Here is a 13206-nt window from a genome sequence, read left to right on the forward strand (position 1 = left end):
CGTCCCGGAGCCCCGCCCCCGCTGCCCTCCCGGGGCCGGCCCCCGGCCGCCTGGGGAGATCGGAGTGAACCCGACTACTCTTTCAGCGATCACAAGGGACATAACACTCACCCGAGCGGCGCACGGCGCGGAGCAGATAGGCGATTCGATGGCTGACCGACGGCAGCGGGAGGAACCCGGCTCGACCGGTGAACACAACAGAGGCGGCGTGTTCCGGCGCGGGGGCGACCCCGGCAGGGCGGACGCGTTCGAGAAGCTCTACCGTTCGCGCGAGTCCGAGCAGCGGGTGGTGGGCGAGACCCGCCGGCTCCCCCCGGCCGACCGGGTCCCCCCGCACCGCCCGAAGAGGCGCCCCACCCACAGCGCCGGACGCGAGTACGACGGCCGCGGCATCAAGCGCCGCGCGCAGGAGCGCCGCAGGAGGAGGGTCCGTAACACGCTCGTCGTGGCGCTGGTCCTCCTCCTGGTGGTCCCCGGCGCCTTCTACCTCTGGGCTGACTCGCGGCTGGAACGGGTCGAGGCGCTCCAGGACTACGAGGGCCGCCCGGACCGCCAGCCCGGGACCACCTACATGATCGTCGGCTCCGACAGCCGCGACGGCCTGGACGACCAGCAGGTCCAGGACCTGGCCACCGGCCGCGCCGAGGGCCGTCGCACCGACACCATCATGGTGCTGTACATGCCCCGCGACGGCGACCCCACGATCGTCAGCGTGCCGCGCGACTCCTACGTCCCCATGGCCATTCCGGGTTACGCGGACAACAAGATCAACACCGCCTTCGCAGACGCCGTGTGCGGCACCGACGAGGCGGGGACGGAGGTCTGCGGCGGTCCGGGGCCGCTCGTGCAGACCTTCGAGCAGGCTTCGGGGGTGCGGATCGACCACTACGTCGAGATCGGCATGGGCGGCTTCGTCGACCTGGTCGACGCGGTCGGCGGCGTGGAGCTGTGTCCGGAGGAGCCGATGGCGGACCCGAAGGCGGGCCTGGACATCGAGGCGGGCTGCCAGGAGATGGACGGCGGCACCGCGCTGGGCTACGTGCGCACCCGTGCCACCGCGCGCGCCGACCTGGACCGGATCCAGCGCCAGCGCGAGTTCTTCTCCGCGCTGATCCAGAAGGCCAGCGACCCCGCCACGATGGTCAACCCGTTCCGTTCGGTGCCGCTGGTGCTCGCGGGCACCGACACGTTCATGGTCGACGAGGGCGACAAGCTGCGCCACCTGGCGAGCATGCTGCTGGCGATGCGCGGTGGCACCCGGACCACCGCCGTGCCGGTGGCCAGCACCCCGACCCTGGACGGCGTGGGTTCGGTCGTGCTGTGGGACGAGGGCAGGTCCGAGCAGATGTTCGAGGCCATGCGCACCGGTGAGCCCATCCCCGAGGAGGTCGTGGAGGACTAGGGCGCGGCAGAGCGGGTGTCGGCCGAGGACGCCCTGTCCCGGACCGGACCGCGAACGAGCGAAGGGCCCGTCACCGGAGTGACGGGCCCTTCTTCGTGACGTTCCGTACTGTGCGCGCCTACCCCCCAGCGGGCGCACGGCCGGCACGTCGGCTCGTGGTGGCCGAGGGGCGTTGAACCCGCTCTGGCCTGCCGGTTCTCACCGGCGTGTCTCCACAATAGGTCAAAGTTCGCGAAAGGTGCGAATCGTGTTCACGTGTCCTACGTCGCACCCGGGACCCGGGGCCCCTGTCCGGCTCTGCCATCCTCCCACCGCGGCCCCGGCGATGTGACCCGAACACGGGAAACACGCCGGGGAACTTCCACCGCCACGGGACCCCGAACCCCCGCGAACACCGCCTTCCACGCTTTTCACCCCCGGCACCGGTGCCGGTGGCACGACGACGCCCGGGCACCCCTCGTACGGGTGCCCGGGCGTGGTCAAGGTCTCATCGCGACCGCCGGCTCATGGCCGCCGCGAACCGACCTCCTAGGCGAGGCGCTTGCTCAGGTTCTCGTCCAGGGCGGCGAGGAACTGCTCGGTGGTCAGCCACTCCTGGTCGGATCCGATCAGCAGGGCCAGGTCCTTCGTCATCTGGCCGCCCTCGACGGTCTTGATGACGACGTCCTCGAGGGTGTTCGCGAACTCGACCACCTTCGGGGTGTTGTCCAGCTTGCCCCGGTGCTCCAGACCGCGGGTCCACGCGAAGATGGAGGCGATCGGGTTGGTCGAGGTGGGCTTGCCCTGCTGGTGCTGGCGGTAGTGACGGGTCACGGTGCCGTGGGCGGCCTCGGCCTCCACCGTGCGGCCGTCAGCGGTACGCAGGACCGAGGTCATCAGGCCGAGCGAGCCGTAGCCCTGGGCGACGGTGTCGGACTGGACGTCGCCGTCGTAGTTCTTGCACGCCCAGACGTAGCCGCCCTCCCACTTGAGCGCGGCGGCGACCATGTCGTCGATGAGGCGGTGCTCGTAGGTCAGGCCCGCGGCGGCGAACTTGTCCTTGAACTCGGTCTCGAAGATCTCCTCGAACACGTCCTTGAACATGCCGTCGTAGGCCTTGAGGATGGTGTTCTTGGTGGACATGTACACCGGGTAGTTGCGGTCCAGGCCGTAGTTCAGGCTGGCGCGCGCGAAGTCCTCGATGGACTTGCGGAAGTTGTACATGCCCATCGCGACGCCGCCCGCCTCGGGGAAGTCCGCGACGTCGAACTCGACCGGCTGGCTGCCGTCGGCCGGGGTGTAGGTCATGGTGACCGTGCCGGGGCCGGGCACCTTGAAGTCGGTGGCCTTGTACTGGTCGCCGTGGGCGTGACGGCCGATGATGACCGGCTTGGTCCAGCCCGGCACCAGCCGCGGCACGTTCTCGCAGATGATGGGCTCGCGGAAGACGACACCGCCGAGGATGTTGCGGATGGTGCCGTTGGGCGACCGCCACATCTTCTTGAGGCCGAACTCCTCGACCCGGGCCTCGTCCGGCGTGATGGTGGCGCACTTGACGCCGACGCCGTGCTCCTTGATGGCGTTGGCCGCGTCGACGGTGATCTGGTCGTCGGTGCGGTCACGCTCCTCGATGCCGAGGTCGTAGTACTTCAGGTCGATGTCGAGGTACGGCAGGATCAGACGGTCCTTGATGAAGGACCAGATGATCCGGGTCATCTCGTCGCCGTCGAGCTCGACTACGGGGTTTTCGACCTTGATCTTGGCCATGGCTGTGTGGCTGTCCCTTCAGTCTTCGCAACCGCCTCGTGCGGCGGAGGGCCGGAACCGGTTCGTGGCCGGTTCCGGGTTCCGCGCGCGCGGCAATCCCCTGATCCCGCCCGGTATCCGTGCTTACCGGGGAGGCGGTGCTTGTCGGTGTCGCAGTATCTCGACATCAAGCTTATTCGACGCCTAGGCGGAGAGTTGCGGCGCCACCCAGGCCAACACGATCAGCAGGCCCGCGAGCGAGACCAGGGTGAGCAGGTCGACCCACCTCCGACGTACCGCCAGCAGGCCGATCCAGTCCTTGGGCAGGAGCAACCTGAAGGTCGCCGCCAGCAGCAGGGCGCCCGCGATGATCGCCGGTCCGCGTTTGAAGTGCGCCGCGGCCACGACCGCGATCCCCGCGGCCAGGGCCGACAGGACCAGGGCGTAGGGCACCTGGGAAAGCCAGTAGGGCACTTTCCTCCGGCCGCCCTCCACCGCGCCCGGACCTCCGTCCGGGGTGCGCCCGTCCGACTCCGCCACCTCAGCCTGCTCCGCGTCGTCCACCCAGTCCCGACCTGTTCGTTTCCGAATTGCTTGGCCGCCGCGCGGCTCGTTCTGCCGACCTCTCCCCGGGCGTCTGGCACAGACCGGCCAACCCTCGAAAGGACGCTGTCCGAAACCGGACAGCACTCCAGTGTGGCTCATGTTCCTGGTGGCCCGGTCGGGCCCGTGCGCACACGGAGACCGCCCTGGGAGAGGACCCGCCCATTGTATTGAACGGCGCCGCCGAAGCCCCAGGGCGCACGGAAACGGACTTGTCTCCCTTCGGGGACACCAGTGACCGTTTCCTGCTCCCGGTTCGGCCACAGAGCCGTATTTCCACGCCTTATCCGCCTAACTCCGGAGTAAGCGCGTAGAACGCGTACCAGCCGGGTAACCCAGAGTGGAGATGAGCGCACCGGTGAGCGAGGACCACCCCCATGAAGCCCACGCGACGCGTAGACCGAGCCGCCACCCCCCGACAGCCTCCCCACCGCCGACCGCACCCCCACCGACCGCGCCCCACCAGCACGGGAGGAGCCACCGTGGACGGCCCCTATCTGCGGGTGGAGGAGTCCGGGGACATCCGCCCGCTCCCCGCCGAGGTCACCACGGTCGGCCGAGGCGAGGGCACCGACATCCGGCTGCACGACCCGAGCGTGTCCCAGCTCCACGCCGAACTCGTCCGCCGGGGACCCTACGTCTACGTCGTCGACCTGGGCCTGTCCCGCAACGGCACCCGGGTCAACGGCCGTCCGATCGCCCGGCGCGTCCTGGCCGAGGGCGACGTCGTGAGCTTCGGTACCGCCCGCTGCCGGATCGGCGGCCTGCCCAACGAACAGCTCAGCCCCGACATCGAGCTCCGCCGGGGCGCCGCCCCCGAGCTCACCCGGCGCGAACTGGACGTACTGACCGCCCTGTGCCAGCCCGCGCTCTCCGAGGAGGCCTTCGTCGCCCCCGCCACCGCCCGCGACATCGCCGAAGCACTGGTGGTCACCGAGGCCGCGGTCAAACAGCACCTGCTCCGGCTCTACCAGAAGTTCCGCATCCCGGAGGGACAGAACCGCCGCACCCGGCTGGCCAACGAGGTCGTGGCCCTGGGCCTGGTACGCCCGATGCCGCTGGGCGGCTCCTCCCGCCGGGCGAGCTGAGCGCCCGGCCCGGGCGTGACGAGGGGGCGGCCCCGCACGGGACCGCCCCCTCGGACAGGCGGCAGGAGCGCCGGACAACCGGATCAGACCAGCGAACCGGCCTGACGCTCAGCGGCCTCCACCACGTTGACCAGCAGCATGGCCCGGGTCATCGGGCCCACGCCGCCGGGGTTGGGTGACATGTGCCCGGCGACCTCGGGGACGTCGAGGGCGACGTCACCGACCAGCCCGGCGTCGGTGCGCGTCACACCCACGTCCAGCACGGCCGCACCCGGCTTGACCATGTCCTTGGTGATCAGCCCGGGGACACCCGCACCCGCGACGATGATGTCGGCCTTGCGCGTGTGCTCGGCCAGGTCACGGGTGCCGGTGTGGCACAGGGTGACGGTGGCGTTCTCCGAGCGGCGGGTCAGCAGCAGGCCGAGGGGACGCCCCACGGTCACGCCGCGTCCGACCACCACGACCTCCGCGCCCCGGATCGGCACCTCGTAGCGGTTGAGGAGCTCCACGATGCCGCGCGGGGTGCACGGCAGCGGAGCCTCCTCCATCAGGACGAGCTTGCCCAGGTTGACCGGCTGGAGGCCGTCGGCGTCCTTGGCGGGGTCGATCAGCCCCAGCACCCGGTTCTCGTCGAGCCCCCGGGGCAGCGGCAGCTGCACGATGTACCCGGTGCAGGCCGGGTCCTCGTTGAGTTCGTGCACCGCCTGCTCCACCTGTTCCTGGGTGGCGTCAGCGGGCAGGTCGCGGCGGATGCTGGCGATGCCGACCTGGGCGCAGTCGCGGTGCTTGCCGCGCACGTAGGAGTGGCTGCCCGGGTCGTCGCCGACCAGGACGGTACCCAGGCCGGGGGCGAGCCCCCTGGCGTGCAGCTTGGCCACCCGCTCCGCCAGCTCCTCGCGGATGGCCTTCGCGGTGGCCTTTCCGTCCAGAACGATCGCGCTCATACGTTGCTCCTCGCTGACTGGGCTAGTGGAAGAAGTGGCGGGTGCCGGTGAGGTACATGGTGACCCCGGCGGCCTCCGCGGCGGCGATGACCTCGGCGTCGCGAACCGAACCGCCGGGCTGGACGACAGCGCGCACCCCGGCCTTGGTGAGGATCTCCAGACCGTCGGCGAACGGGAAGAAGGCGTCGCTGGCGGCCACGGAACCCCTGACCCGCTCACCGGCGCGGGAGACTGCGAGGCCGGCCGAGTCGACCCGGTTGACCTGGCCCATGCCGACACCGACCGTGGCGCCGTCGGAGGCGAGCAGGATCGCGTTGGACTTGACCGCGCGCACGGCCTTCCAGGCGAAGGCCAGGTCGGCGAGGAGCGCCTCGTCGGCCGCTTCACCGGTGGCCAGCGTCCAGGTGGCGGGGTCGTCGCCCTCGGCGTCGACGACGTCGGTGTCCTGGACCAGCAGACCGCCGCTGATCTGGCGGGTCTCCACGCGCGGGCCCCGGGCCGGGTCGGCCACGGCCAGCAGGCGGATGTTCTTCTTCCCGGAGAGCTTCTCGACGGCCTCGGGGGTGAAGCCGGGGGCGACGACGACCTCGGTGAAGATCTCGAAGATCTGCTCGGCCAGCTCGGCACCGACCTCGCGGTTGGTGGCGATCACACCGCCGAACGCAGAGACCGGGTCGCTGGCGTGCGCCTTGCGGTGCGCCTCGGCGTTGTCGGCGCCCACCGCGATGCCGCAGGGGTTGGCGTGCTTGATGATGGCCACGCACGGCTCGTCGAAGTCGTGGGCGGCGCGCAGGGCGGCGTCGGCGTCGACGTAGTTGTTGTAGGACATGGCCTTGCCGTGCAGCTGCTCGGCACCGGCCAGGCCGCCGCCGGCCGAACCCGCCGCGGTGTACAGCGCGGCCCTCTGGTGCGGGTTCTCGCCGTACCGCAGCGCGGCCGTGCGGGTGTGCGCGGAGGCACGGAACGCGGGCCACCCGGTGGACTCGGCTTCGGCGTCGGGCGCGTACGCACCGGCGAACCAGTCGGCCACCGCGGCGTCGTAGGCGGCGGTGTGCTGGAAGGCCAGGCCCGCCAGCCGCTTGCGCTGCTCCAGGGTGAAGCCGCCGTCCCGGACGGCCTCCAGGGTGGAGTCGTAGCCGGCGGGGTCGACCACGATCGCCACGCTGCCGTGGTTCTTGGCCGAGGCACGCACCATCGCGGGGCCGCCGATGTCGATCTTCTCGATGCAGTCGGCTTCGGAGGCGCCGGAGGCGACGGTGTCGGAGAAGGGGTAGAGGTTGACCACGACCAGGTCGAAGGGGGCGATGCCCAGTTCGTCGATCTTGGCGACGTGGTCGGGGTTGCCCTGGTCGGCGAGGAGACCGGCGTGCACGGCCGGGTGCAGGGTCTTGACCCGGCCCTCCATGATCTCGGGGAAACCCGTGACGTCCTCGACGGGGGTGACGGGGACGCCGGCCGCGGTGAGGCGGGCGGCGGTGGAGCCGGTGGAGACGATCTCCACCCCGGCCTCGGCCAGGCCGACGCCCAGCGCCTCCAGGCCGGTCTTGTCGTACACGCTGATCAACGCACGCCTGATGGCCTGCTGGGTCACCTGGAACTCCTTGTGTCGGTGCGGCCGAACCGCACGTGCCTGCCGTCGATGGTCCAGCCCTCGCGGGCGAGGCGGCCGACCGTGTCGACCAGCATCCGCCGCTCCACGGTCTTGATCCGCTCGTGGAGGCTGGCCTCGTCGTCGCCGTCCTCGACGGGTACCGCGACCTGGTCGATGATCGGACCGGAGTCGACGCCCTCGTCGAGGAAGTGGATGGTGGTGCCGGTGACACGGACGCCGTGGGCGAGCGCGTCGCGTACGGCGTGCGCGCCGGGGAAGGAGGGCAGCAGCGCCGGGTGGATGTTGACCGCCTGGTGGCGGCCGACCACGGCGGGCCCGAGGATGCGCATGAAACCGGCGGAGACCACCAGGTCGGGTGCGTGTTCCGCGATCCGGTCGGACATGGCCGTGTCCCAGGCCGACCGGTCGGCGTAGGAACGGAACGGTACGACGAACGTGGGTACACCGGCCGCCCGGGCCACCTCGACACCGCGTGTTCCCTCGCGGTCCGATCCCACGGCGACGATCTCGGCCCCGTATTCGGGGTCCTTCGCGGCTTCCATCAGGGCGGCCATGTTGCTGCCCGTCCCCGATATGAGAACCACCACTCGCGCGGACAAAGCGTGCTTCTCCCTCATGTGTAGAAGAACGGTGTGGGGACCCCCGGTCCCCACCCCGGGGGCGCCGGGGGACGGCGCAGCATCCGGGATTCGCGTACGCCTGGTACAGACGCCAGGCCTGGGCCTATCCGGCCCGTCCGCGTTCACACCCTATCGGGCCGGGTAGCGTCTACCTCACGCGGACCGGCCCTTCCCCGCCTCCCCGGAGGCACCGGGGCCGAGGCTCCGCGCCACCATCGCCACCCGCTGCGCGCAGGCGCGAGCGGACCACGGCGCCCCGCGGTACGGGGCGTCCCCGAAGGAGTGAACCTGTGACCGACAACAGCCCGGAGCCCCGTGCCGAAGGCCAGCCGCCCAAGGTCGAGCGAGGAGGCCTGTGGGGACTGTTCCTCGGCCTGGCGGGCCTACTGCTCCCGCCCTACGGTGTGGTGCTGTCCGTGTTCGGTGTCGTCCAGGGGTTCCGTGCCCGCCGCGCCGCACGCGCGCACAGCTCCCAGGCGCCGGGTGCCCTGATGAGCGTGGCCCTGGGCGTGGTCGGGATCGTGATGTCCACGAGCATGCTGGCGGTCCTCTTCGTCTACCAGGAGGAGGTCACCGAATTCCGTGGCTGCTCCGCCAGGGCCCACACGGTGTCCACCCAGAAGGAGTGCGAGAGCGCCTGGGAGTCCGACACCGGCCTGCCGCCGGCGATCGTGGGCGGCTAGGAGAGGTAGGAGGGCGGACCTCCCGATGAGGGGGCGGCGGGCAGGGGCCCGCCGCCCCCTCACTCGCGTCCCGGGACCCATCCCCGGCCGCCGCACGTCACGACCGGTTTCCGGACAGCTTCCTCTGGGGAAAGGGCTGTTTCCCAAAGCACCAGGCGCGACCAAAGGTATTACACTTAGTATGCAATCGTTTACTAAAAGTGCTGCCATGTCTGCGTGGAGAGGACCCGATGGACACCGACGTCCCCGGCTCATCCGGACCGGAACTGAAGGAGTACACCGCTCTGCTGAGGCGCCGCTGGCGCCTGGTGGGCGCCGGGGTGCTCGGCGGGCTGGTCCTCGCCACCGCCGGGGTGGTCGCCGTTCCGTCGACCTACACCTCGACCGCCGCCGTACAGGTCCGCCCGACCGGAATGGCCGAGTTCACCGGGGAGCGGTCCGGCCGCCTGACCGGTGACGTCAACCTGGACAGCGAGGCCCAGGTCGTACTCTCCGACCAGGTCACCACCGTCATGGCCGGTTCCCTGCCCGGCGACCCCGCCCCCGCGGACCTGCGCCAGCGGATCGACGTGACCGTCCCCTCCAACAGCAACATCCTCGAACTCCACTACTCCGACCGCTCACCCGAGGCCGCACGGGAAGGGGCCGACGCCCTCGCCGCCGCCTACCTCGAGCACCGGGGCGAACAGGCGCGGTCCCTCATCAGCGGCCGGTTGGACGCGCTGCGCGGGGAACAGGAGGGGCTCTACGAGAGGCTGTCCGACCTGACCGCGGAGAACGCCGGGGCGGTCGGCGCGGACCGGGTCAGCGCCGACGCCCAGGCCGAGGCGGTACGCCAGGAGATCAGCGACCTCGGCAACGGCATCAGCCCGCTGAGCGCCCTCCGCGAGACGGTCTCCCCCGGACAGGTCATCACCCCGGCCGGCCTGCCCGAGGCCCCCACCGCCCCCGCGCCCCTCCTGTGGCTGGTCGCGGGCGCCGCCCTCGGTCTGGTCGCCGGACTCCTCGCCGCCCTGGTCCGCGACCGCCTGGACCCGCGCGTGCACGACACCGAGGACACCGCACGGATCGGCTCCGTCCCCGTCCTGCTGGAACTGTCCGGCTCCGGCCCGCCCACCGAAGCGGACCCGGACGGCCAGCGCGCCAACGGGTTCGCGCACCTGGTCCGCGCCCGCCTCGCCGACCGGGAGACCGGCCGCGTCGTCCTGGTCACCGGGACCGCCCCGGGGCGCTCGGGCTCCGCCGCCGCGGTGAACCTGGCGGCGGCCCTCGCCCGGACCGGCTCCGAGACCCTGTTGGTCTGCGCCGACCCGCGCACCGGCACCGTCGGCGAGCTGCTCGGGCTGGCCGAGGGCCCCGGCCTCGCCGAGATCCTGGTCGACGGCGAGGACCCGGCTGGACTGGAGGTCCGCCCCGCCGCCGTTCCGCGCCTACGGGTGCTGCGCAACGGGCGTGCCGGAACGGCCGCGCCGGTCCAGAGCAGCGCCGCGGAACTGGTGGAGCTGCTGCGCGGCCACGCCGAGTTCGTGGTGGTCGTCACCGCCGCGTTCGGTGAGAGCGCGGACGCCCACGCTCTGGCCGCCTCCGCCGACCTGCTCCTGCCCGTGGTCGAGCTGGGCCGGAGCCGCCGCACGGACCTGGTCGGCACGGTAACCGCCGGAGCCCGGTTCGGCGTCACCGTCCCGGGCGCGATCACCGTCCCGCGCCAGCCGGGACCGGACCCCGTTCCGACCGCACCCGCCGCGCCGCGACCCGTGCCTCCGGCCCCGCGCGAACCCAGCGGCTCCGGTACCGCCGAGGACGTTCCGGTCCCCGCCGACCACGAGGCCGCACCCGCCGGGTCCCGGCGTTGACCGGCCGTGGCACCGCCGCACCGGGCCCGTCCGCGCCCGGTACGGCCTGGCACCCCCTACCGGGACGCGAAGCCGCCCCGGTCACCGGGTGGCCGCTGGTGTGGCTGCTGGCCGGCTACCCGCTGTGGTGGGCGCTGGGCATGGGCCAGTTCGCGTACTGGCTGTTCGCCGTGCCGATGCTGGCCGAACTGGTGCGCCGCCACCGGACGGTGGGGCTGCGGGTCCCGCCCGGGTTCTGGCTGTGGGGGCTCTTCCTGGTGTGGACGGTCCTCGGCCTGGCGCTGATCCCGCTGGAGATGCCCGGGACGGTCCCGGACAGCGGCGGCTACCCAGGGGCCCTGCTGCGGGTGGTCAACTACCTCGTCCTGACCGTGCTGCTGCTCTACGCGGGCAACCTGACCGAGCGCGAACTCCCCGTGCGGCTGGTCGTGTGGTCCCTGGCGGTGCTGTGCCTGACCACGATCGCCGGGGGCTACCTCGGGATGCTCGCGCCCCGGTTCGAGTTCACGGCCCCGATGGAGTACCTGGTCCCGGGACCGCTGGCCGCCGACCCCTACGTGCAGACACTGATCCACCCGGCCTCGGCGCAGATCATGGACGTCTTCGGCGGTGTCGAGACGCCCCGCCCGAAGGCGCCCTGGGAGTACACCAACGTCTGGGGCTACATGCTGTCCCTGCTGTTGGTCTGGGTGGTGGTGGGCTGGGTCGCCGGGGGCTCGGGGTGGTCCCGTCTGGGCGCCCTGGCCGCGATCGCGCTGGCCGTGGTCCCGATCGTGTACTCCCTGAACCGTGCGCTCTGGGCCGGGTTGGCGCTGTCGCTGGCGTTCGGTGCCGCACAGGCGCTGCGCCGGGGGCGGGTCGTCCTGGTCGGGGCCGGGGCGGTCGCCGTGGTCGCGGTCCTGCTCGCCCTGGCCCTGTCGCCGCTGGCCGAGGTCGTACGGGCCCGTGCGGAGAACCCGCACAGCGACGACGGCCGGGCGGCGACCAACATCGCGTCCGTGGAGGCCGCGAACCTGTCCCCGGTGGTCGGTTGGGGTACCACCCGCGAGAGTCTGGGCAGCTCGGAATCGATCGCCGTGGGCCCCACCCCCGGCTGTCCGGGCTGCGGTCAGCACGTCATCGGCAACGCCGGACAACTGTGGATGACCCTCATCGCCAGCGGCTGGGTGGGCGCCTTCCTGCTCTTCGCGTTCTTCGCGCGGGTGGCCTGGCGCTACCGGGCCGCCTCGACGGCGGTCGGGCAGGGCGCCCTGCTCACCGTCCTGCTTCTGTTCTGGTACATGTTCTTCTACGTCGCGCTCATGTCCCCGCTCGCCGTCACCATGACCGCCGTCGCCCTGCTCTGGCGGTGCGAGGAACCGGTGCTCCGAAGTCGCGGGACCGCGCGCACCGGCGGAGGTGCCTGGTGAACAGCGAGACCACCTATCTGACCGACCTCGCGGCGGTGCTGTGGCCCTGCGGGGGCCTGCTCGGCCCGGACGACGGCACCGTGCGGCGGATGGCCCACCGGAACCGGGGCAACCAGTACCTTCCGGTGCCCAACGCGCACAACCCGCGGGTGATCCTGCCGGCCCACAACCGTTCGGCGGCCGCCCGCGGCATCACCTCCTTCTCCCAGGGGCACTCCCTGCGGGAGCGGTTGCGGACACTACTCCTGACCAGTGCGTTCGCCACCGGGATCGCTCCACTGCTGCTGCGCGACCGGCTGTACGTGGGTGCGGGTCCGGGGATCGAGCACGCGCTCAGCGCCGCCCTGGACCGCGATCTCGCCATCGCGATCCACGTGGGTCCGCCGCGTGCCAACCGCAAACCGGTCCTGCTGCTGCTCACACCGGGCGGACGAACCATCGGTTACGCCAAGGTAGCCATCAACGACCTCACCTCCCGTCTGGTACGGGCGGAGACCCGGGCCCTGCGCCACCTCGCGGAGTCCAGGCTCCGGGACGTGACCGTGCCGCGCCTGCTCTACGACGGCGAGTGGAACGGCCACCCCCTGCTGGTCCAGGAGGCGCTGCCGGTCGGGGACCAGACCGACCGGCCCACCCGGCACCAGCTGCTGCGCTGCGTCACCCAGATCGTGGGGCTGGCACGGGTGCGGGAGCGCAGACTCTCGGCGAGCCCCTACCGACGGTCGCTGGACGAGCGCATCGCCAAGCTCGGTGCCCGCCCCGAGGCCGCTCCCCTGCGTGCCGCGCTCCACCGCCTACCGGACGTGTCGCTGCCCTTCGGGGCCTGGCACGGGGACCTGACCAGGTGGAACATCGCCAGCACGGCGCGGAGGGCGTTCGTGTGGGACTGGGAGCGGCTCGCCATGGACGCGCCCGCCGGGTTCGACGCCCTGCACTACGACCTCAACGAGTCCGTTCAGGCCGGGGTGCACCCGGGCGTCCACCGCTGGTTGGACACCGGTTCCCGGCTGCTGCGCGATCCGCTGCTGGCGGAGAGCGGACTGCGGGAGCACGCCGTCTCCACCGTGATGGCGCTGTACCTGATCGACCTCGCCACCCGTTACCTCCACGACCGCCAGTCGGAGAGCGGAAACGACCTCGCCGCCGTTGACGACTGGTTGCTGCCGGCGCTGGAGGGGCTCCAGGACAGAGCCGCGCACGAGGCGGCCCACGCCGTGTGAGCCCCTGCCCGCGGGCGGGAGCCACCGCGGCGGCCGACACAACCGCA

At 71.8% G+C, this 13206-nt stretch carries 11 protein-coding genes; 6 read left to right on the forward strand and 5 right to left on the reverse strand.

Features of this window, described 5'->3' with window-relative positions; all coding sequences use genetic code 11:
* The first annotated feature begins 148 nt into the window (after window positions 1–148).
* Window positions 149–1402, forward strand: coding sequence for an LCP family protein (locus IE195_RS06855; protein ID WP_191268571.1), 1254 nt, complete (start codon window positions 149–151; stop codon window positions 1400–1402).
* A 528-nt stretch (window positions 1403–1930) separates the two neighbouring features.
* Here IE195_RS06855 and IE195_RS06860 read toward each other — a convergent pair.
* On the reverse strand, window positions 1931–3148 hold the full coding sequence (locus tag IE195_RS06860) for an NADP-dependent isocitrate dehydrogenase (RefSeq protein WP_191268573.1): 1218 nt from the start codon (window positions 3146–3148) through the stop codon (window positions 1931–1933).
* Between the two features lie 183 nt (window positions 3149–3331).
* A complete protein-coding gene (locus IE195_RS06865; RefSeq protein ID WP_191268575.1) occupies window positions 3332–3691 on the reverse strand; it encodes a DUF3017 domain-containing protein in 360 nt (119 codons plus the stop codon).
* A 521-nt stretch (window positions 3692–4212) separates the two neighbouring features.
* Here IE195_RS06865 and IE195_RS06870 point away from each other — a divergent pair.
* On the forward strand, window positions 4213–4818 hold the full coding sequence (locus IE195_RS06870) for an FHA domain-containing protein (RefSeq protein WP_191268577.1): 606 nt from the start codon (window positions 4213–4215) through the stop codon (window positions 4816–4818).
* An 83-nt stretch (window positions 4819–4901) separates the two neighbouring features.
* On the opposite strand, the gene IE195_RS06875 is transcribed toward IE195_RS06870, so the two are convergent.
* From IE195_RS06875 to purN, 3 genes are read right to left on the reverse strand one after another with little or no spacing between them, the layout of a single operon-like run.
* Entirely contained in the window at window positions 4902–5762 is an 861-nt protein-coding gene (locus tag IE195_RS06875; RefSeq protein WP_191268579.1) for a bifunctional methylenetetrahydrofolate dehydrogenase/methenyltetrahydrofolate cyclohydrolase, read from the reverse strand.
* A gap of 22 nt (window positions 5763–5784) precedes the next feature.
* Complete coding sequence (gene purH / locus IE195_RS06880) at window positions 5785–7353, reverse strand: bifunctional phosphoribosylaminoimidazolecarboxamide formyltransferase/IMP cyclohydrolase (protein WP_191268581.1); 1569 nt, start codon at window positions 7351–7353, stop codon at window positions 5785–5787.
* The gene (gene purN / locus IE195_RS06885; RefSeq protein ID WP_191269062.1) at window positions 7350–7961 is read right to left on the reverse strand and encodes a phosphoribosylglycinamide formyltransferase; all 612 of its coding nucleotides are present in this window, start codon (window positions 7959–7961) and stop codon (window positions 7350–7352) included. Before purN ends, purH begins: the two co-directional genes overlap by 4 nt.
* A 323-nt stretch (window positions 7962–8284) precedes the next feature.
* Here purN and IE195_RS06890 point away from each other — a divergent pair, with 323 nt between their 5' ends.
* The 4 genes from IE195_RS06890 to IE195_RS06905 all read left to right on the forward strand — a co-directional run bounded on the left by IE195_RS06890 (window position 8285) and on the right by IE195_RS06905 (window position 13159).
* The gene (locus IE195_RS06890; RefSeq protein ID WP_191268583.1) at window positions 8285–8677 is read left to right on the forward strand and encodes a DUF4190 domain-containing protein; all 393 of its coding nucleotides are present in this window, start codon (window positions 8285–8287) and stop codon (window positions 8675–8677) included.
* Window positions 8678–8907: 230 nt separating this feature from the next.
* On the forward strand, window positions 8908–10530 hold the full coding sequence (locus IE195_RS06895) for a chain length determinant family protein (RefSeq protein WP_191268585.1): 1623 nt from the start codon (window positions 8908–8910) through the stop codon (window positions 10528–10530).
* Window positions 10527–11939: a ligase gene (locus IE195_RS06900; RefSeq protein WP_373295636.1), complete on the forward strand. Its 1413-nt coding sequence runs from the start codon at window positions 10527–10529 to the stop codon at window positions 11937–11939. The genes IE195_RS06895 and IE195_RS06900 overlap by 4 nt, the downstream gene beginning before the upstream one ends.
* Window positions 11936–13159: a phosphotransferase gene (locus tag IE195_RS06905; protein WP_191268587.1), complete on the forward strand. Its 1224-nt coding sequence runs from the start codon at window positions 11936–11938 to the stop codon at window positions 13157–13159. The genes IE195_RS06900 and IE195_RS06905 overlap by 4 nt, the downstream gene beginning before the upstream one ends.
* Window positions 13160–13206 lie beyond the last annotated feature (47 nt).

The sequence above is a fragment of the Nocardiopsis terrae genome (assembly GCF_014651695.1).
Lineage (GTDB): Bacteria > Actinomycetota > Actinomycetes > Streptosporangiales > Streptosporangiaceae > Nocardiopsis > Nocardiopsis terrae.